The organism is Pseudooceanicola sp. NS-SX8, assembly GCF_057380755.1.
In genome coordinates, this window is sequence record NZ_CM170819.1 from 803,393 (window position 1) to 822,963 (window position 19,571).

20 protein-coding genes are annotated in these 19,571 nt (G+C 66.7%); 12 read left to right on the forward strand and 8 right to left on the reverse strand.

What is annotated here, in order from left to right; genetic code table 11:
- Nucleotides 1-7: 7 nt before the first annotated feature.
- Genes AC2IR1_RS03710 through AC2IR1_RS03720 form a run of 3 tightly spaced genes read right to left on the reverse strand, consistent with a single transcriptional unit; the run spans nt 8 to nt 3,274 of the window.
- Nucleotides 8-1,351, reverse strand: coding sequence for an FAD-binding protein (locus tag AC2IR1_RS03710; RefSeq protein WP_486474934.1), 1,344 nt, complete (start codon nt 1,349-1,351; stop codon nt 8-10).
- Complete coding sequence (locus tag AC2IR1_RS03715; RefSeq protein ID WP_486474935.1) at nt 1,348-1,782, reverse strand: GtrA family protein; 435 nt, start codon at nt 1,780-1,782, stop codon at nt 1,348-1,350. The genes AC2IR1_RS03710 and AC2IR1_RS03715 overlap by 4 nt, the downstream gene beginning before the upstream one ends.
- 4 nt (nt 1,783-1,786) lie before the next feature.
- Entirely contained in the window at nt 1,787-3,274 is a 1,488-nt protein-coding gene (locus AC2IR1_RS03720; RefSeq protein ID WP_486474936.1) for a UbiA family prenyltransferase, read from the reverse strand.
- A 312-nt stretch (nt 3,275-3,586) separates the two neighbouring features.
- Here AC2IR1_RS03720 and AC2IR1_RS03725 point away from each other — a divergent pair, with 312 nt between their 5' ends.
- From AC2IR1_RS03725 to AC2IR1_RS03755, 7 genes are all read left to right on the forward strand, one after another.
- Nucleotides 3,587-4,498: a CPBP family intramembrane glutamic endopeptidase gene (locus AC2IR1_RS03725; protein WP_486474937.1), complete on the forward strand. Its 912-nt coding sequence runs from the start codon at nt 3,587-3,589 to the stop codon at nt 4,496-4,498.
- 353 nt (nt 4,499-4,851) lie between these two features.
- Nucleotides 4,852-6,534, forward strand: coding sequence for a 30S ribosomal protein S1 (rpsA, locus tag AC2IR1_RS03730; RefSeq protein WP_486474938.1), 1,683 nt, complete (start codon nt 4,852-4,854; stop codon nt 6,532-6,534).
- Between the two features lie 309 nt (nt 6,535-6,843).
- On the forward strand, nt 6,844-7,140 hold the full coding sequence (gene ihfB / locus AC2IR1_RS03735) for an integration host factor subunit beta (protein WP_486474939.1): 297 nt from the start codon (nt 6,844-6,846) through the stop codon (nt 7,138-7,140).
- On the forward strand, nt 7,137-7,475 hold the full coding sequence (locus AC2IR1_RS03740) for a LapA family protein (RefSeq protein WP_486474940.1): 339 nt from the start codon (nt 7,137-7,139) through the stop codon (nt 7,473-7,475). Before ihfB ends, AC2IR1_RS03740 begins: the two co-directional genes overlap by 4 nt.
- A gap of 72 nt (nt 7,476-7,547) precedes the next feature.
- On the forward strand, nt 7,548-8,234 hold the full coding sequence (locus AC2IR1_RS03745; protein ID WP_486474941.1) for a phosphoribosylanthranilate isomerase: 687 nt from the start codon (nt 7,548-7,550) through the stop codon (nt 8,232-8,234).
- Between the two features lie 106 nt (nt 8,235-8,340).
- Nucleotides 8,341-9,603: a tryptophan synthase subunit beta gene (gene trpB / locus AC2IR1_RS03750; RefSeq protein WP_486474942.1), complete on the forward strand. Its 1,263-nt coding sequence runs from the start codon at nt 8,341-8,343 to the stop codon at nt 9,601-9,603.
- Nucleotides 9,604-9,762: 159 nt separating this feature from the next.
- Nucleotides 9,763-10,521 carry a potassium channel family protein gene (locus AC2IR1_RS03755; RefSeq protein WP_486474943.1) on the forward strand — a complete coding sequence of 253 codons (759 nt, stop codon included), beginning with the start codon at nt 9,763-9,765 and terminating at the stop codon, nt 10,519-10,521.
- Nucleotides 10,522-10,644: 123 nt separating this feature from the next.
- On the opposite strand, the gene hmuQ is transcribed toward AC2IR1_RS03755, so the two are convergent.
- Complete coding sequence (gene hmuQ, locus AC2IR1_RS03760; protein ID WP_486474944.1) at nt 10,645-10,980, reverse strand: heme-degrading protein HmuQ; 336 nt, start codon at nt 10,978-10,980, stop codon at nt 10,645-10,647.
- Between the two features lie 302 nt (nt 10,981-11,282).
- Between hmuQ and AC2IR1_RS03765 the strand changes: the two genes are divergently transcribed.
- The 4 genes from AC2IR1_RS03765 (at nt 11,283) to AC2IR1_RS03780 (ending at nt 14,339) form a co-directional block, all read left to right on the forward strand.
- Nucleotides 11,283-11,909, forward strand: a complete 627-nt coding sequence (locus tag AC2IR1_RS03765) for a 50S ribosomal protein L25/general stress protein Ctc (RefSeq protein ID WP_486474945.1) — start codon at nt 11,283-11,285, stop codon at nt 11,907-11,909.
- Between the two features lie 165 nt (nt 11,910-12,074).
- Nucleotides 12,075-12,785 carry an aminoacyl-tRNA hydrolase gene (gene pth / locus AC2IR1_RS03770; protein WP_486474946.1) on the forward strand — a complete coding sequence of 237 codons (711 nt, stop codon included), beginning with the start codon at nt 12,075-12,077 and terminating at the stop codon, nt 12,783-12,785.
- Nucleotides 12,782-13,837 carry a DUF2332 domain-containing protein gene (locus AC2IR1_RS03775; protein WP_486474947.1) on the forward strand — a complete coding sequence of 352 codons (1,056 nt, stop codon included), beginning with the start codon at nt 12,782-12,784 and terminating at the stop codon, nt 13,835-13,837. The genes pth and AC2IR1_RS03775 overlap by 4 nt, the downstream gene beginning before the upstream one ends.
- Nucleotides 13,838-13,952: 115 nt before the next feature.
- The gene (locus AC2IR1_RS03780; RefSeq protein ID WP_486474948.1) at nt 13,953-14,339 is read left to right on the forward strand and encodes a DUF2237 family protein; all 387 of its coding nucleotides are present in this window, start codon (nt 13,953-13,955) and stop codon (nt 14,337-14,339) included.
- A gap of 469 nt (nt 14,340-14,808) precedes the next feature.
- Here the strand turns inward: AC2IR1_RS03780 and AC2IR1_RS03785 are convergent, their stop codons facing one another.
- A complete protein-coding gene (locus AC2IR1_RS03785; RefSeq protein ID WP_486474949.1) occupies nt 14,809-15,975 on the reverse strand; it encodes an alpha-hydroxy acid oxidase in 1,167 nt (388 codons plus the stop codon).
- Nucleotides 15,976-16,108: 133 nt separating this feature from the next.
- Here AC2IR1_RS03785 and AC2IR1_RS03790 point away from each other — a divergent pair, with 133 nt between their 5' ends.
- Nucleotides 16,109-16,450: a 5-carboxymethyl-2-hydroxymuconate Delta-isomerase gene (locus AC2IR1_RS03790; RefSeq protein ID WP_486474950.1), complete on the forward strand. Its 342-nt coding sequence runs from the start codon at nt 16,109-16,111 to the stop codon at nt 16,448-16,450.
- 128 nt (nt 16,451-16,578) lie between these two features.
- Here AC2IR1_RS03790 and AC2IR1_RS03795 read toward each other — a convergent pair whose 3' ends face one another.
- The 3 genes from AC2IR1_RS03795 to AC2IR1_RS03805 all read right to left on the reverse strand — a co-directional run bounded on the left by AC2IR1_RS03795 (nt 16,579) and on the right by AC2IR1_RS03805 (nt 19,500).
- Nucleotides 16,579-17,271 (reverse strand): helix-turn-helix domain-containing protein, encoded by a 693-nt coding sequence (locus AC2IR1_RS03795; RefSeq protein WP_486474951.1) that lies wholly within the window; start codon nt 17,269-17,271, stop codon nt 16,579-16,581.
- 187 nt (nt 17,272-17,458) lie between these two features.
- Nucleotides 17,459-17,878, reverse strand: a complete 420-nt coding sequence (locus tag AC2IR1_RS03800) for a hypothetical protein (RefSeq protein ID WP_486474952.1) — start codon at nt 17,876-17,878, stop codon at nt 17,459-17,461.
- 2 nt (nt 17,879-17,880) lie between these two features.
- Nucleotides 17,881-19,500: an amino acid ABC transporter permease/ATP-binding protein gene (locus AC2IR1_RS03805; RefSeq protein ID WP_486474953.1), complete on the reverse strand. Its 1,620-nt coding sequence runs from the start codon at nt 19,498-19,500 to the stop codon at nt 17,881-17,883.
- Nucleotides 19,501-19,571 lie beyond the last annotated feature (71 nt).

Consider the following 19,571-nt stretch of genomic DNA (forward strand, 5'->3'; position numbering starts at 1 on the left):
TAGGCGGTCAGAGCTTCAGGCGGGCGGACAGGGCGGAGGCGTAGTGCCCGTCCCAGCCCTCTTGTTGCCGGGTTCGGGCCAGCGCCGCAAGGCGCGGGTCGGCCTGGTGCAGGGTTTCCGCCTTCAGCCGGGAGTCCTTGGCCAGGTAGAAGCGCCCGCCATGGGCAAGGGTGATCGCGTCGAGCCGGTCGAGCAGGGCCAGCGCCGCGGGTGTGACGGGGAAGTCGAGGGCGAGCGTGTAGCCCTCCATCGGGAAGGAATGCGCCGTGGTGTCGGGGCCGAGCCGCTTGAGCACGGCGAGGAAGGAGCCCTGTCCGGCCGTCGCGATCTCGTCCAGCAGGGCGGCGAGGCCGGGGCGGGCATTGGCCAGCGGGATGACGCATTGAAACTGGGCAAAGCCCGGACGGCCGTAGATGCGGTTCCAGTTTGCGATGGCGTCGAGCGGGTAGAAGTAGCTGTCCCAGTCCACCAGCGACGGCCCGGCCTTGGCCCGGCCCGCGCGGTAGTAGGCGGCGTTGAAGGCGCGCAGGGTCAGCTTGTTCAGCGCCATGGCCGGGAAGTCGAAGGGCACCGAGAGGCGCCGTTTGGGCGGCGTGTCGAAGGGGCGAAGGCGCTGGCGGGGCGAAAGCTGATCCCGGGTGGCGTGATCGCCCAGGATGACCAGCGAGCGGCCCAGGTCGGCGCCACGTGCGAGGCAGTCGAACCAGGCCACCGCGTAGGCGGGCCCGTTGGGGTCGGCGGCGGTTTCCTCGAAGATCTCCATCGCCTGCGCCAGGTCGCGGGCGGGGCGCATGTCCTGGGCGATCCAGGCGGTTTCGACGGGGCGCAGGCGCAGGGCCAGCCGCAGGATGACCCCGGTCAGCCCCATGGCGCCGGGGGTCAGGCGGAAGAGGTCGGTGTTCTCCGCCTCGCTGCAGCGCAGGACGCGGCCGTCGGCGGTGGCGAGGTCGAACCACAGGACATGGCGGGAGAAACTGCCGTCGCGCAGGTGGTTCTTGCCGTGCACGTCCGAGCCCATGGCGCCGCCGAGGGTGATCAGCCGGGTGCCGGGGGTGACGGCGGGGAAGAAGCCGCGCGGCAGGAAGGCGTCGATGATGTCGGCCAAGAGCACGCCGGCTTCGGCCACCACGACGCCGGTGTCGGGATCGAAGGAGATCAGGCGGTTGCGCCCGGTCATGTCCATCACGTGCCCGGTGGACAGGGCCGCGTCGCCGTAGCTGCGGCCATTGCCGCGCGCGATCAGCGGGCCTTCGGCCAGGGCGTCGGTGATGGCGGCATCATCGCGGGGGCGCGACAGGCGCGCGGGCGCGATCCGGGGGTGACGGCCCCAGCCCGAAAGCGGACGGGTCATAGGGCGGCGACCCCCGCGGGGGAGAAGGTGTAGCGCCGGTCGAGCTGGTATTTCACGACATAGCCGATGGCGAGGCCCAGCACCGCGCCCGCCTCTCGCGCGGCATCGGTACCGAAGGCGGCCCAGGCGGCGGTTTCCATGCCCCAGAAGATCGCCGTCGTGGCCAGCCCCATGACGGTATAGAGCCCGAATTTCCGCGAATGGGCGGCGATGCCGGTGTCGCGGTCGTCGAAGATCCAGCGCTTGTCGAGCAGGTATTTCAGCACCAGCCCCGCGCCGGTGCCCGCGATGACGGCAGTAGCGAAGGCCAGGGCGCCTTCCCCGGCGAGCGCCAGCACGGCGCGCTGCACGGCGAGGTTGGCCAGGGTGGCCAGCACGGCGAAGCCGGCATAGAGCGCGACCAGGGTCGCGGAGCGCTTGGGGCGCGTCATTGGATCAGAAGCTCCCGGCGGCAAAGAGCCCGAGGATCAGTGCGAAGCAGGCGAGGCTGGTGCGATCCCGGGCGGCGTAGACGACGGGGTCATCATGCATCTCTCCGCGGCTGGTGATCAAGGCGATCCGGCTGATCCAGAAGAGAAGGACGGCGCAGATGCCCCAGAGCGGTTCGGCATGGGCATAGAGCGACTGCACCGTTGTGCTGTCGACGTAGAGCGCCATGACGAGAACCGAGAGGTAGCCCGCGGCGAGCGCCATGGAGGAGACCAGCGGCAGGTCGGTGGTGCGGTAGCCGCGCCCGGGGGCGGCGTCCTTGCCCGCGGCGGCGGTGTCGATCAGTTCCGCCTGGCGCTTGATGGCGGCGAGGGAGAAGAAGAAGAACAGGATGAAGGCCATGAGCCAGGCCGAGAGCGGGATGCCGGTGGCGGCCCCGCCGGCCACGACGCGCATGCCGTAGAGCGCGGCCAGGGCGCAGATGTCGACGATGGGGAAGCGTTTCAGGCGCAGGGAGTAGGCCAGGGTCGCCGCGAAGTAGAGCGCGACGGCGCCGAGGAAGAGCGGCCCGGTCAGCGCGGCCAGGCCCAGCCCGCCGAGCAGCAGCCCCGGCGCGAGGTAGAACCCCGTGCGCAGCGAGAGCGCGCCGGAGGCGAAGGGGCGGTTGCGCTTGCGCGGGTGGGCGCGGTCCGAGGCGAGGTCCAGCAGGTCGTTCAGGACGTAGACCGAGGAGGCGACGAGCGAGAAGGCCACCATGGCCAGCAGGCTGAGCCCGAAGGTCGCGGCAGAGAAATCGTGCCCGGCCAGCATCGGCAGGAAGACCAGCAGGTTCTTCAGCCACTGGTGCGGACGCAGCGCGCGCAGCAGCGGCGGCAGGCCCTGGCCCGGTTCCGGCGGCAGCTCGCCCCGGGGGGCGAGGTGGACGACGTTGCCGGTGCTGTCTTCGGCCCGGGCGCGCAGGCGCGGGCGGGCGCCCACGGTGACCGCGCCTTCGACCCTGGACCAGACGGCCAGATCGGCGTCGCTGTCGCCGGCATAGGTGACGCCGGCGCCGTAGTGTTCCAGGATGTAGTCCGCCTTGGCCTCGCCCTTGAGATTGCGCCCGGAGGTCGAGCCCTGCACGTCGTCAAAGAGCCCCAGGTGCCCGGCGATGTCACGGGCCAGCCCGTCATCCGCGGCGGTGATCAGGGCGGTGCGCCCGCCGGCGGCGCGCCAGTCGGTCAGCAGGTTCAGCACTTCGGCGTTGTAGGGCAGGGCTTCGGGGTTGAGGCGGCCGAGGGTGGCCAGGCAGGTCTTCAGCCCCGGGCGCCCTTCTGTGGCCAGGGCGCGCAGCGCCTTCAGCGGGGCGGTGGCGCTGTGGCCGCAGGCGGACCAGAAGCTTTCATCCAGCAGGTCGGTGCGGATCAGCGTGCCGTCCAGATCGCAGATCAGCCAGTCATCTGCACGCGGCAGCGGCGTCGCCGTTGAAAACTGTCGTGAAGTGTCGTGTCGCATCTGTCTGTCCCGTCCCTGCGCCGGTTTCGCCTGGCATTGGCCCCATGCGGGCCCATCCGGACTTTGCCGGTCGGGGCGAAATTCACCGCAGAATCGGGTGAGAGTGTGACGCGGGCGGGATAATTGGGCGGCGGGAAAGGGGCGGAGGCCCGACCTGATCGCGGTGAAAGTGCAGGAGTGCCTGCGATGCCCCGTGACCCCTTGGCGCAGTCAGGCGGTTCGCCTTGCCTTCCGCAAAGTGTGGGCGCAGCGTGCCGCCACGGGTCGTACCGGGTTCTGATCCCGGCGGTTCGAATTGGTCCGGAGGCAGTCATGGCTCTTTCCCATCCGATGATACGTACGCCGCAAAACGGCACCTCGGCCCGCGTTCCGGGCGGCCTGATCCGCCGTTACGACCGGTTCTGGACCTTTTACGCGGGAGCGACCGCCGGACCTTGGGTTTGCTGGCTTCTGGCCGCGAAGCTGAGCCGGGCGGAGGCGCCGGGCATGACCCTGCAACTGGTGATCACGGGGCTGGAGCTGTCGGGCTTGCTGGCCCCTTTCCTGCTGGCCCTGATCCTGGTGCGGCGCGACCGGGTTCTGCGTGCGGACATGGCGGCGCGGCTGACCCGGTTCGATCGTCGCGATCTGTCGCTGGCTGTGCTCGGTGCGGCAATCATGCTGGCCAGCATTCTGGCAGCCATGGGGATATCGCTGTTTTTCGGCTATTCACCTGAGCAGTTCCGGCTGGCACAGGGCGCGTCGTTCCATGCAGGTTTGCTGTCGGGCTGGGTGCCATTGCTGCTTGCACCGCTGATCGAGGAACTGGCCTGGCACAGCTATGGCACCGATGCGTTGCGGGCGCGGATGCGGCTGATCACCGGGTCGCTGATCTTTGCCATCTACTGGGCGCTGTGGCATGCGCCGCTGGGGCTGATCCAGGGCTATTACCAGAACAATGTGGCCGAAAGCGGCTGGATCTACACCGCCAACTTCGTCGCCAGCCTGATCCCCTTCGTTCTGCTCATGAACTGGCTTTATTACCGGTCGGGTCGCAGCATCTGGGTGGCTGTGGTGTTTCATCTCAGCGCGGGCGGTTTCAACGAGCTCTTCCAGGTGCATCCCGACAGCAAGGTGATCCAGACCGGACTTCTGTTGTTGCTGACGGTCTGGGTCGTGGCACGAAACCGGGCACTTTTCTTCGAGCGTGCGCTACCGGACGACGGCGTTGGGTCCGGGGCCTGAGGGGGAAGCCGAAGGCTGGTTCCTGCCGGAGGTGCCGGATTCAACCCTGGGCGGAAGCCGGCTCAGCCACCCGCCCGGGCGGCGGGGCCCCGCCGGTGAAACACGCCTGATCCCCCTGTGAGAGCGGCGCAAGAACGCCGCAAGAGACTCTTTTCCCTTGATTTGCTGGCCCGGCTTGGCTAATTCCCCCCGCGTCGACAGGCGAAAACGCCGCGAACAAGGACGAGCAGGGGTCGGGACGAAATCCGGGCCCTCTTTGTTTTGCGGATGGCTAAGTGACCAACTTCATCCAAGACCGGCGGAGACAACCGCTCGGCCAGAATAGCGATATACGTTAGGAAACCAGAGACCACATGGCTCAGAACGCATCCATGGAGGAATTCGAAGCCCTCCTTAATGAAAGCTTCGAAATGGACACCCCGGACGAGGGTTCGGTTGTCAAAGGCAAGGTCATCGCAATTGAAGCGGGCCAGGCCATCATCGACGTCGGCTACAAGATGGAAGGCCGCGTTGATCTGAAAGAATTCGCAAATCCTGGCGAAGCTCCCGAAATCGGTGTCGGTGACGAGGTCGAAGTCTACCTCCGTTCCGCCGAGAACGCCCGTGGCGAAGCCGTCATCTCCCGCGAGATGGCCCGCCGCGAAGAAGCATGGGATCGCCTGGAAAAAGCCTACGCCGACGACGCCCGCGTCGAAGGTGCGATCTTCGGTCGCGTCAAGGGTGGCTTCACCGTCGACCTGGGCGGCGCAGTTGCGTTCCTGCCCGGCAGCCAAGTTGACGTGCGCCCCGTGCGTGACGCCGGCCCGCTGATGGGTCTGAAGCAGCCGTTCCAGATCCTGAAGATGGACCGTCGCCGTGGCAACATCGTTGTGTCGCGTCGTGCGATCCTCGAAGAGTCCCGCGCCGAGCAGCGTGCCGAGGTCATCTCGAACCTGCAAGAAGGTCAGGCAGTCGAGGGTGTGGTCAAGAACATCACCGAGTACGGCGCATTCGTCGACCTGGGCGGTGTGGACGGCCTGCTGCACGTCACCGACATGGCATGGCGCCGCGTCAACCACCCCTCCGAGATCCTGTCGATCGGCGAGACCGTGAAGGTCCAGGTCATCAAGATCAACAAGGAAACCCACCGTATCTCCCTCGGCATGAAGCAGCTGCAGGAAGATCCGTGGGATCTGGTCGCCGCCAAGTTCCCGCTGGGCTCCGTCCACCAGGGCCGCGTGACGAACATCACCGACTACGGTGCATTCGTCGAGCTGGAGCCGGGTGTCGAAGGTCTGGTCCACGTCTCCGAGATGTCCTGGACCAAGAAGAACGTGCACCCCGGCAAGATCGTCTCCACCTCTCAGGAAGTGGACGTCATGGTCCTGGAAATCGATCCGGCCAAGCGTCGCGTTTCCCTCGGCCTCAAGCAGACCATGCGCAACCCGTGGGAAGTCTTCTCCGAGACCCACCCGGAAGGCACCGTTGTCGAAGGCGAAGTCAAGAACATCACCGAGTTCGGTCTGTTCGTCGGCCTGCCGGGCGACATCGACGGCATGGTTCACCTGTCCGACCTGTCGTGGGACGAGCGCGGTGAAGACGCCATCCAGAACTACCGCAAGGGCGACATCGTCCAGGCCGTGGTTTCGGAAGTCGACATCGACAAGGAACGTATCTCCCTGTCGATCAAGAACGTCGGTGGCGACAAGTTCGCCGAAGCCGTTGGCGGCGTGAAGCGCGGCTCCATCATCACCGTGAACGTGACCGCAATCGAAGACGGTGGCATCGAAGTGGAATACGAAGGCATGAAGTCCTTCATCCGCCGCTCCGACCTGTCGCGTGACCGTGCCGAGCAGCGCCCCGAGCGTTTCTCCGTCGGCGACCACGTCGACGTCCGCGTCACCAACGTGGACAGCAAGTCCCGCCGCCTGGGTCTGTCGATCAAGGCACGCGAGATCGCGGAAGAGAAAGAGGCCGTCGAACAGTATGGTTCCTCCGACTCCGGCGCATCGCTGGGCGACATCCTCGGCGCCGCTCTGAAGGGCGACAACGACTGATCGCTGCACTGATCTTTCTGATCAGTCAGGAATTTGGAAAGGGCCCCGCAGATTGCGGGGCCCTTTTCGCATCTGGCGGCTGCGGCGGGCGGCGAATCAATTCCGTGGCTGCAGTGCGGCATCGCCGGATTTGAGGGGGCTGCCGCCACGGACGCCCGGTTGCGCGGCAGCAATTGGCCGCCATGGGCCCGATTTTGCCCAAAAACGACGGCGGGCAGACGGAGGAAGTTGTTCCCGTGAGCCGGGAAAGCTCTTATATTCCCGGAACATGGTGTCAGGTATGACCAGTGCCCGGGGAGATGAAACCGTATGATCCGTTCTGAGCTGATCCAGAAAATCGCAGATGAGAATCCGCACCTTTACCAGAGGGACGTGGAGCGGATCGTGAACACGATCTTCGAAGAAATCACGGAGGCCATGGCCGGCGGCAACCGCGTGGAGCTGCGCGGCTTCGGTGCCTTCTCTGTCAAGAAGCGCGAGGCCCGCACGGGTCGCAACCCGCGCACCGGCGATGCCGTGGACGTCGAGGAAAAGCACGTGCCCTTCTTCAAGACCGGCAAGCTGCTGCGGGATCGCCTGAACGGGGATGAGGACGGCGAGGAATGAAATACGTTCGCTACGCCATCTGGGCCGTGATCGCCATCGTGCTGGTCTCGGTCGCGCTCGGCAATCGCCAGATGGTCGAGCTGAACCTGCTGCCCGAGGGGCTGGCGGAGATCTTTGCCTTCAACGCCGCTGTGACGCTGCCGCTTTACGCGGTGATCTTCGCGGGCATCGTCGTGGGCCTGCTGATCGGCTTCCTGTGGGAATGGATGCGGGAGCACAAGCACCGCGCCGAGGCGCGCCGCCAGTCCCGCGAGGCGCACAAGCTGAAGCGTGAAGTGAAGAAGCTGAAGGGCGAGAAGCACGGCCAGGACGAGGTTCTGGCACTTCTCGACTGACCTGCCCGCAGGGTGTAGGAACAAGCCGCCGGTGCCCAAGGCCCGGCGGTTTTCGCATTTGAAGGTTCCGCCATGCCCATTCTCGTCCAGCCCAACCGCGCCCCTGCCGTCCGCGTGAAGATCTGCGGGCTGAAGACGCCCGGCGACGTGGAGGCCGCAGCGAAGGCCGGTGCGGTCTACGGCGGGTTCGTGTTCTTCCCGAAAAGCCCCCGCAACCTGTCGATCGAAGAGGCCCGCGCCCTGGCGGTGGAGGCCCCTATGGGCCTGGCCAAGGTTGCCCTGATGGTGAACCCCGATGACGCGATGCTGGAGGCAGTGAATGCCCGCGTGCCGCTGGACATGATCCAGCTGCACGGCCAGGAGAGCCCGGCGCGGGTCGCCCAGGTGCGGGAGATGACGGGCCTGCCGGTGATGAAGGCGCTTGGCGTTGCCGAAGAGGCCGACCTTGCGGCCATCGCCGATTACGAGGAGGTCGCGGACCAGCTGCTGATCGACGCCAAGGCGCCGAAAGGGGCGGATCTGCCGGGGGGCAACGGGTTGCCCTTCGACTGGCGCCTGATCGCCGGGCGCAGCTGGAAGGCGCCCTGGATGCTGGCCGGTGGCCTGACGCCCGCGAACGTGGCGGAGGCGATCCAGCGCACGGGTGCCCGCCAGATCGACGTCAGCAGCGGCGTGGAGGCAGAGCGCGGCGTGAAGGATCACGACCTGATCGCGGCCTTCGCCGCCGCTGCCATCGCCGCGGGCCGGGTTTCCGCCTGAGGCCCGCAGCCATTGCGGGAAGGGCATCGAGGGGTGGGCGATCCCTTGCCCGAAACCCGCCCACAGGCTACACCAGCAGCCGAGCAAGAGCCCGGAGGAGCCATCCATGGACGATCTCATCAACAGCTTCATGACCGGCCCGGACGAGAAGGGCCGTTTCGGCCTGCACGGCGGACGTTTCGTTTCCGAAACGCTGATGCCGCTGATCCTCGATCTGGAGGCCGAGTACGAGAAGGCCAAGACCGACGACGATTTCTGGGCAGAGATGCGCGACCTGTGGACCCATTACGTGGGCCGCCCCTCGCCGCTGTATTTCGCGGAACGGATGACGGAAGAGCTGGGCGGGGCGAAGATCTACCTCAAGCGGGAAGAGCTGAACCACACCGGCGCGCACAAGATCAACAACGTGCTGGGCCAGATCCTGCTGGCGCGGCGCATGGGCAAGACCCGGATCATCGCCGAGACCGGCGCGGGCCAGCACGGCGTGGCCACCGCCACCGTCTGCGCCAAGTTCGGGCTGAAGTGCATCGTCTACATGGGCGCCCATGACGTGAAGCGCCAGGCGCCCAACGTCTTCCGCATGCGCCTGCTGGGCGCGGAAGTGGTGCCGGTGAAATCCGGCCGCGGCACCCTGAAGGACGCGATGAACGACGCGCTGCGCGACTGGGTGACCAACGTGCACGACACCTTCTACTGCATCGGCACCGTCGCCGGGCCGCACCCCTATCCGGCCATGGTCCGCGATTTCCAGTCCGTCATCGGCAAGGAAACCCGCTGGCAGCTGGAAGAGCAGGAAGGCAAGGGCCGCCTGCCCGATACGGTGGTTGCCGCCGTGGGCGGTGGCTCCAACGCCATGGGCCTGTTCTACCCGTTCCTGGACGACAAGTCGGTCAACATCATCGGTGTCGAGGCCGGCGGCAAGGGCGTGGATGACCGGATGGAGCACTGTGCCTCCCTCACCGGCGGTCGCCCCGGCGTGCTGCACGGCAACCGCACCTACCTGCTGCAGGACGACGACGGGCAGATCCTGGAAGGCTACTCGATCTCTGCCGGTCTGGATTACCCGGGCATCGGGCCGGAGCACAGCTGGCTGCACGACATCGGCCGGGCCAAGTATGTGCCCGTCACCGACAAGGAGGCGCTGGAGGCGTTCCAGCTGTGCTGCCGTACCGAGGGGATCATCCCGGCGCTGGAAAGCTCCCACGCGGTGGCCCATGTGATGAAGATCGCGGGCGATCTGCCCAAGGACCACATCATCGTCATCAACCTGTCCGGCCGTGGCGACAAGGACATCTTCACGGTGGCCGATTTCCTGGGCTTCGACATGTCCGACACCGGCGCCGTGGGCGAGGGCCGCAAGGTCGAGTGACCCGTGCGCCGGGGGTGTTCCTTCCGGGCGGACACGAGGACGAAAGCGAAGGCCCCGGATCACGGGGCCTTTTCTTTTGCCGGTCGCGCGTCACACTATAGGGCGATCACGGCAATGGCCGGGTGCGAGGGTTGGGCGGAACGGCGGAATGGACGGCAGATGAAGAGGTTACGGGAGCTTTACGAGGGGCACAGCGTGGCTGCGCACCGGTTCCGATACGCCCTGCTGGGCTTCGACCTGGTGACGATCCTCTTCGTGATTGCGACGTCCTTCTTTCCCCATACCCGGGGCGTGGAAATCACCGATGCCATCTTCGGCGTGGTGATCCTTGCGGATTTCGTGATCCGCTTCGCCCTGGAACGGCGCAAGCTGCAGATGTGGCTGCGGCCCGCGACCTGGGCCGACGTGGCCGCGGTGCTGTCCTTCCTGGCGCCGATCGCAGGGGAGGGGCTGGGCTTCCTGCGGATCCTGCGCACCCTGCGCCTGCTGCATGCCTATCAGACCATGTCGCGCCTGCGGCAGGACTTTGCCTTCTTCCGGCGCAACGAGGATATCATCGTCGCCACGGTGAACCTGTCCGTCTTCCTGTTCATCATGACCGGGCTGATCTACGCCAGCCAGCATGGCGTGAACCCCGAGATCCGGAATTATGCCGATGCGCTCTACTTCACCGTCACCACGCTGACCACCACGGGGTTCGGGGACATCACCCTGACGGGCCCCTGGGGGCGGATGCTGTCGGTGGGGGTGATGATCTTTGGCGTGACCCTGTTCCTGCGGTTGCTGCAGGTGCTGTTCCGCCCCTCGAAGGTGCGGCAGGAGTGCGAGACCTGCGGGCTGGTCCTGCATGATGCGGATGCGGTGCATTGCAAGCATTGCGGCGCCGCGATCCACATCAGGACGGAAGGGCAGCTGTAGGGTGGATGCAATCCACCATCGGGGCGCCAATACGGAGCACCAGTGGAGCCATAAGCGGGAGCACCGTGTGGCCACCGTTCGGACGAAGGTGGCCCGAACGGTGGATTTCATCCACCCTACGGCTCAGGCCTCTTCCAGGGCGCTTTCGTGCAGCACGGTTTCGAAGGTCTCCACCTGGGGATGGCCCATCAGTGCCTCCCGGGTCGTGGTGTTGCGGGGCTGGTTGTGGGCATCGCGGAACTGCTCGGACTCGGTCCAGCGGATGAAATCCTCCTTGCTGGCCCAGAGGGTGTGGGAGGCGTAGAGGTGGTAATCCTCCACCAGTGGTCCCTTGAGCAGGCGGAATTCCAGGAAGCCCGGCAGCTCTTGCAGGCGGCTTTCGCGGGTGGCCCAGACCTCTTCGAAGGCGGCTTCGTGGCCGGGGCGGACTTTGAAACGATTCATGGCGATGAAGGTCATGTCGCGGTCTTTCGTATACGGGGGGAGGATACGGCGGGCAGAACGCGACGGCGCCAGCTGGCTGCGGATGGCGTGATATGACGGCAGCGTAGGGGCCGGGTCAAGGGCCGAAGGCCCCCGGAGACGGGGCCGGAGCGGGCCTGGATCGGGCCTGAACCGGGTCTGGATCGGGTCTGGCCCGGCTTGGGCGCGGGGGGCTGCTCGATTTGTCTTTCCTTTGCGGGGGAATCCGTGTAATCGCGCGGGACTTGAACGCGGGCATACAGCCTTGGAGGATGCCCGCCCCATTAGGAGAATACAAAATGGCTGGAGAAATTCCTGATCTCGTGGCCCTGGAACGTGCGGGGACGGGCAAGGGCGCCGCTCGCGCAGCGCGTCGCGCTGGCATGGTTCCGGGTGTGGTTTACGGTGGCGATGCAGAGCCGCTGGCGATCCAACTGCCCTTCAACGACCTGCTGACCCGCCTGCGGAAAGGCCGCTTCCTGGCGACCCTCTTCAACCTGAAGGTTGAAGGCCAGGAAGACGTGCGCGTGATCTGCCGCGGCGTTCAGCGTGACGTCGTCAAGGATCTGCCGACCCACGTCGATTTCATGCGCCTGCGTCGCACGACCCGCGTGAACCTGCACATCCCCGTCGAGTTCCAGAACCACGACGCGGCCCCCGGCCTGAAGCGTGGCGGTGTTCTGACCGTGGTGCGTGCCGACGTCGACCTGTCGGTCATCGCCGGTGACATCCCCGAGCACATCTACGTCGACCTGACCGGCAAGCAGATCGGTGACACCATCACCATCAGCGAAGTTGCCCTGCCCGAAGGCGTGAAGCCGGTCATCGAGCGTGACTTCGTCATCGCCAACATCACCGCCCCGTCCGGCCTGGCCGCACAGGACGAAGATGAAGGCGCAGAAGCAGAGGGCGCCGCAGAGGAGTGATCCCTGCGCCCCCGGGCTGATCGCAAGATCCCGAAACCCCCGCCGCGGCCCAGCCCGGCGGGGGTTTTTCGTTGCCGTTCCGGAGGGTTCGGCGCGCGCGCTCGCTGGACGCTGCGCGGCGCTTGCTCTAGTTCTATCCCCCGGCAGACAGGAAAGGCGCAGCAGATGCAGCTATTCGTCGGGCTCGGAAATCCCGGGGCGAAATATGCCGGCAACCGGCACAACATCGGCTTCATGGCGCTGGACCGCATCGCGGCGGACCACGGCTTCGCCCCCTGGCGGGCGAAGTTCCAGGGCGAGCTGACAGAGGGCACGCTGGGCCGTGAAAAGGTGCTGCTGCTGAAGCCCGCGACCTTCATGAACCTGTCGGGCCAGTCGGTGGGCGAGGCGATGCGTTTCTACAAGCTGACGCCGGCGGATGTGACCGTCTTCCATGACGAGCTGGACCTTGGCCCGGGCAAGGTGCGGGTGAAGCAGGGCGGCGGCCATGCCGGGCACAACGGGTTGCGGTCGATCCATCAGCACATCGGGCCGGAGTACCGCCGCGTGCGCATGGGCGTGGGCCACCCGGGCCACAAGGATCGCGTCGCGGGCTATGTCCTGTCGGACTTCGCCAAGGCGGAGCAGGACTGGCTGGACGATGTTCTGCGCGGCTGTTCGGACGGGGCGGCAGACCTGGCGGCAGGGGATGCGGGCCGTTTCCAGAACGCCATCGGTCTGCGGGTCAACCCACCGAGAAACAAGGACAAATCCGCCGCGGGGGCAGAGCCGGGCAGCCAGAAGGCCGCGGCGCAGAAGGCCGCCGCGCTGAAAGCTGCGGCGGATCGCAAGGACACCCGAACGCCGATGCAGAAGCTGAAGGACAAGTTCAGATGACCGCCGGCGCCACCCCCTGGCAGGCGCATTTCCTCAGACAGGCCGAGGCTTGCGACGACCTCGGTTCTCCCTTCACCGCACGCCTGCTGCGGCTGCTGGCGGCGCGGCTGCGCGGCGGGGAGGTGGCCCGCAGGATCGCCGCGTGGGATCCCGATCGGCTGGCCCCGGATGCGGTGGCGCTGCGCCTTGCGGGCGGGCTGCATGCCCTGGCGCTGAGCAGGGATGACCGGGCGGATCGGGCGCTGGCCGCCGTCTATCCGCCGCGCCACGGCGGGGAGGAGGCCCTGTGGGAAGCCGTGGCGCCGGTTCTGCGCAGCCGGTCCGACCACCTGCTGCACTGGCTGGAAAGCGCCCCGCAGACCAACGAGATCCGCCGCGCCTCTGCCCTGATCCTGGCGGCACAGCTGCTGGCGCAGCAGTTCCCGGGCCTGCCGCTGCAGCTGTCGGAGCTGGGCGCCTCGGCCGGGCTGAACCTGCAATTTGACCGCTATGCCCTTGATATCGAAGGGCACCTCTATGGCGCCGCAGAGCCGGTGCTGACCCTGTCGCCCGATTGGGACGGGCCACTGCCGCCCGAGGGCCGCTTTGCCGTGGCAGAGGCGCGGGGGGTGGACCTGAACCCGCTGGACCCGGGCAATCCGGCGGATGAACTGCGCCTGCGCAGCTACACCTGGGCGGATCAGGAAGACAGGCTGCACCGGTTGGACCGGGCCCTTGCGGTGGCCAGGCCGCGGGTCGACCGGGGCGATGCCGCCGCCTGGCTCTCTGCCCGGCTGGCGGCCCCGGCCTTGGGGCGCGTCCATCTGGTCTACCACACCATCGCCTGGCAATATTTCCCCGACACCACAAGGGCTTCGTGCATCGCAACGCTGGAGGAGGCGGGCGCGAGGGCGACCCCGCAGGCCCCGCTGGCGCGGCTGGTGATGGAGGATGACGGCGAACGTCCGGGCGCCGGGCTGACCCTGACCACTTGGACCGGGGGCGATCACGCCGGACAGACCCGCGCCCTGGGGCGGATCGACTTCCACGGGCGCTGGATCAGGGCGCGCTGAGCCGGGATCCGAGGGGGCACTCGAAAAACCGCAACGGCCCTGCTATGCTGGGTCCGGAGGGCTGCCGGGGGATTGCCGGGGGGAAACTGCCGGGACTGGCCAGGAGGGCCTGCGCATGGAAAAGGAACCGCCGATCAATGCCTTGGGCGGAGAGTTGGAGCCTTGCTCCACCCATCCGATGACCGGGTTCTTCCGCGACGGACATTGCAACACCTGCCAGCAGGACCAGGGCAGCCACACCGTATGCGCGGTGATGACGGCCGAGTTCCTGGCCTATTCCAAGTATGTGGGCAATGACCTGACCACGCCGATCCCGCAGTTCAACTTCCCGGGCCTGCGCCCGGGCGACCGCTGGTGCCTGTGCGCCGCGCGGTTCCTGCAGGCCCATGACGAGGGCTGCGCGCCGCAGGTGCGGTTGGAAGCGACCCATATCCGCGCCCTGGAAGTGATCCCGCTGCATGTGCTGGAGATCTATGCCCAGAGCGACGCCGACGGCGGTTGACCGGTGGGGCCTCGGGGGAGGGGCGCGGGATGGCGGGGGAAGGCGGGGTTAACCCCGCCCTACGGCATCGTTTCGAACGTCGGTATTGCAGTGCAGCGAATCGGTTTCGCAAACCCAGGGTTAACAGGGGTTTCGGGGTCAAATCGGCATGTCGGTATAACGTCGGTATTGCGTCGGTATTGCGGCGGTGCGGAAACGCCGGAGCGGCCCGGGTTAAGGGGGCGCGCGGTGGTTGGGGCGGCGGCTTGGGATGGTGGTGGTAGTAATGGTGGATTGCATCCACCCTACGGGTGCCCTGCCATTTTTTGGCTTCCAAATATCCTGGGGGGAGACGCGCGGTACGCGCGGCGGGGGGCAAAGCCCCCTTTCCCCGCCCCGCAGGGAGAGCCGCCCCGCAGGGCGGCGTCCTTCTTCTTGCGACGGGTCTTTTGCGACGGGGCCTGACGGCCGTTCACCGGCGCCGGGCGGATCAGCCCTGCCAGTTGCCGGAGAAACCTTCGGGGATCTGCAGATCGTCGCGGGACATGTCGAGGATGTCGCGCTTGCCGCAGAGCGCCATGGAGATATCCATTTCCTTCTGCAGCACCTCCAGGGCCTTCGTCACCCCTTCCTCGCCCATGGCGCCCAGGCCATAGACGAAGGCGCGGCCGATGAAGCAGCCCTTGGCGCCCATGGACACGGCCTTCAGCACGTCCTGACCGGAGCGGATGCCGGAATCCAGGTGCACCTCCACCTGGTCGCCCACGGCCTGCAGGATCGGATCCAGCGCGCGGATGGTGGAGATCGCCCCGTCGAGCTGTCGCCCGCCGTGGTTCGACACCAGGATCGCGTCGCAGCCGACCTTGGCCGCCATCTTCGCATCCTCGGGGTCGAGGATCCCCTTGAGGATCACCTTGCCGCCCCAGAGCTCCTTGATCTTCTCGATCTTGGACCAGTCGAGTTTCGGGTCGAACTGTTCCGCCGTCCAGGAGAAGAGCGAGCTGGGGTCGGTCACGCCGGAGGCATGGCCGACGATATTGCCGAAGCTGCGGCGCTTGGTGCCCAGCATCTCCAGCCCCCAGGTCCACTTGGTGGCGAGGTCGGCCAGGACCTTCGGCGTCAGCTTGGGCGGGGCGGAAAGGCCGTTCTTCAGGTCCTTGTGGCGCTGGCCCAGGATCTGCAGGTCGAGCGTGATCACCAGGGCGGAGCAGTTCGCATCCTTGGCGCGCTGGATCAGCCGGCGCAGGTAATCTTCGTCCTTCATGGTGTAGAGCTGGAACCAGAAGGGTTTGGTGGTGTGTTCGGCCACGTCCTCGATCGAGCAGATGGACATGGTGGAAAGGGTGAAGGGCACGCCGAACTTCTCTGCCGCGCGGGCGGCCTTGATCTCCCCATCCGCCCTTTGCATGCCGGTGAGGCCGACGGGGGCGAGGGCCACGGGCATGGCGACCTTCTGGCCGATCATTTCCGATGCGGTGGTGCGGTTCGACATGTCGACCGCCACGCGCTGGCGCAGGCGGATCTTCTGGAAGTCGGTGGTGTTCTCGCGGAAGGTCTGTTCCGTGTAGGAGCCGCTTTCCGCGTAGTCGTAGAACATCTTGGGCGTGCGGCGCTTGTGCAGCCGCTTGAGGTCATCGATGCAGGTGATGACGGGCATGGCGGAACTCCCCGGGGGCTGTGGTCAGGTTTTCTTACCAATCCTGTCGCAAGGCGGCAAGCGGCCTCGACAGCGCGCTTGACTGCGGCGTGGAAGGGGCAGATTTCGGGAGGAAAGCCAGAAGGAGCCGGAGATGCCGCATTTCGTCATGGAATACACCCCTGCGGAGGGGGTCGCGCTGGACGTGCAGAAGATGATGTCGATCGCGCTGGAGGCGGGCAGCGCCAGCGGGTTCATCGCGCGCGACAACATCAAGGTGCGCGCGGTGCAGCCCGAGGCGATCCTGATGGGGGATGACCGGACGAGCTTCATCCATGTCACGCTTTACCTGCTGGAAGGGCGCAGCACGGCGCAGAAGCTGGTGCTGGCGCAGACGCTGACGGGCCAGCTGCGCGAAGCCTTCCCCGAGATCGGGTCGATCAGCATGGACACGCGGGACATGAACCCGGGGTGCTACAAGAAGAACCTGGTCTGAGCCCTGCGGGGCCTGATGGGCCCGGAGGTGGGGACCGGGAGGAGCAGGTGAAAAGGGCCGCGCGGAGGTGATCCGGCGGCCCTTTGCTTTTGCTGGTTGCCCCGCGATGCCCCTCGGGGGAGGGGGCGTCAGCGCTGGCGCAGCAGGCGCGGTTCGGCGGGGGTTTCATCCGCGTCCACGGGCCGCGCGGCGGAGTGCATGTAGGCCGAGATCGGCGCCTGCCGCGGGCGCGGGTCGTAGGAGACGGAGAGCACGTGGGCGTCTTCCTCGCTGGTGGAGAGGTAGATATGTGCCATCGAACTGTCGAAATAGGCGCTTTCGCCCTGTTTCAGCCGGAAGGGCGCGTAGAGATCCGTGTGGATCTCTATCTCTCCGGAGAGGACGAAGACGAATTCCTCTCCGTTGTGGCTCGACCAGTGATCGAATTCCTCGGGCGAGCGGGCGCGGATGACGATTTCCAGCGGCACCATGCCCTTGCGGAAAAGCTCGGTCGCATGGGCGGTGTAATCGTATTGTTCGGAGGCGAAGCGGGCGCCGGAGCCCATGAGGGTGGTCGTCTTGCGGCCGTTCATGGCGGGGGGCGGGGGCGTTGCGGTTTCGGCGTCGCCCATCATGTCCTCTATGGCGATGTCGAGGCCGTCACAGATCCGCTTGATGATGTCGAAGGAGGGGGAGACCTGGGCGTTCTCGATCTTCGACAGGGTGGAGGCGGAGACGGAGGTCATCTCTGCCATCCTGGTGAGGGTCAGCTTGCGCGCCTTGCGCAGTGTCCGCAGGCGGCGGCCGATGGGGGGCTTGCTGTCTTGATCCGGCGCGGGCATGCGAATTCATCCTTCGGTTCCGTACCGGCAGGGCCGGCGGTCTGGCAACTATAACGGGCGCCTGCGCGGTATGGCACGAAAATTTTCCGATTGGAAAGAAAACGAACAGGAATTTTCCGGGCGCTGCGTGGTGGCGAGGCAGCGCGCCCCGGGGCCCTTGGTCCCGGGGCATCTGGTGTGGGGCAGGTCAGTCGCCGGTGGCGGCAGCGGCAGAGGCGGCCACCAGCGCCTGTGCGACCCAGTGGGCGACCATGCCGTCCTGCTCCGGGGTCAGCCCGGCACAGCCCACGGCGATACCGTCGATCCAGGCGGAGCCGGTCCATTCGCTGTCCTCGGGGCGCAGCATGTGCGGCGGCACGCGGTCGCCTGCCATGCGGGTGCGCAGCGAGAGGTCGCGCTTGGCCCGCGCGATCTGGTCGTTGGGATAGGGATTGGCCGAAAGATCGCCGATGGTGACATCGGAGAGATAGTCGATCGTGCCGTCGCCGGGCGCGAAGGCCACGGAAAGGGCGAGCCCGGGCCGGTTCACATGGGGCTGGGCCAGCAGGCATTCCAGCACGGGGGTCAGCTGGGCAAGGGTGGTGGTGGTCAGGTCGGGGGTGATCATTGTCAGCCTTCTTCTACCTCGTCGCCGCCGAGGCGCTTGAGGAAGGCGCGGGTGCGCGCCTTCCGGGGGGAGTCGATGACCTCGCGGGCGGGGCCCTCTTCCACGATCTCGCCTTCGTCGAAGAAGACGACGCGGTCGGCGACCTCTCTCGCGAAGTTCATTTCGTGGGTTACCACGATCATGGTCATGCCCGCATCCGCAAGTGTGCGCATCACGGAAAGAACCTCTCCCACCAGCTCCGGATCGAGGGCGGAGGTCGGCTCATCGAAGAGCATCAGGCGGGGCCGGACGGCCAGGGCCCGGGCAATGCCCACGCGCTGCTGCTGGCCGCCGGAAAGCCGGTGCGGCAGGTGGTCGGCATGGGTCGACAGGCCCACCACGGCGAGCAGGTCGCGGGCCATCTCCTCTGCCTCGGCGGCGGAGACGCCATGCACCTGCATCGGCGCTTCCATGATGTTTTCCAGCACCGTGAGGTTGGCGAAGAGGTTGAAGTTCTGGAAGACCATCGACACGCCGACCTCTGCCCGGGCGCGGGCGACATTGGAGGTCGGCACCAGTTTGCCCTGTCCCTTCTCGTAGCCGATGTAGCGGCCGCCGACCTTGATTTCCCCATCGTCGAGGTCTTCGAGGTGGTTGATCAGCCGCAGCAGGGTGGATTTGCCCGAACCGGACGGGCCGAGGACGGCCACGACCTCCCCCGGGGCGACGTCCATGTAGATGCCCTTCAGGATCTCGCGGTCGCCGTAGGATTTCCACAGGCGGCGGACCTGGACGAAGGGGCCTTCGGGGTCCAGCGGGTCGAGGGAATGGTGCTTGGACAGGACCTTGCGCATGATCGCCGCGCGATCTGCCTCCGACAGGCGGGCGGGGGCGGCGGGCAGGGGCGTCTTGCCGGTGTCGTCGCGGCGCCGGACGGAGAGGCCCAGCTTGCCGCGCAGGGCCTGCCAGAGCGTGAGCGAGCGGTCGCGATCGGGATCGAGGCGGAATTCCAGCCAGGCCTGGCCGATGGAAATCAGCGAGGTCAGCAGCAGGTAGATGAGGCCGGCGGCGGTGAAGACGGTGAAGAATTCAAAGGTCTGGCCGACGATCTGCTGCGAGCGGAAGGTCAGTTCGTTGACGAAGATGACCGAAGCGACGGCCGTCATCTTCAACAGGGTGATCGACTGGCCGGCCAGCGCCGGCAGGATCGAGCGCAGCGCCTGGGGCAGGACGATACGGCGCAGGGTCTGGGTGCGCGACATGCCAAGCGAGGTCGCGGCCATGGCCTGATCCCGGTTCACCGACAGGATGCCGCCGCGGATGATTTCGGCGCAATAGGCGGCCTCGGTCAGGGAGAAGGCGATGACGGCGGTGACGAAGGGAGAGAATTTCAGCCCGATGGCGGGCAGGGCGTCGAAGATGAAGACCAGTTGCAGCAGCTGCGGCGTGCCGCGCAGCAGCCAGACATAGGTCCAGGTGACGGCGCGCAGAAGGCGGTTGTTGGTCAGGCGGATCAGGGCGATCACGAGGCCCAGCAGCAGGCCCAGGGCCAGCGCGGAGAGCGTGATCCGAACGGCGAGGAGTGCACCTTTCCACAGGAAGTCCGAGGTGAAGTAGCCGAGGACGTCGGAGATGAATTCCATCGGGAGGGCCTTTCGGAAGTAAAAGGACGGCGCCGGGGAAGGGGAGCCCGCGGCGCCGCCAGTCAGAGGGC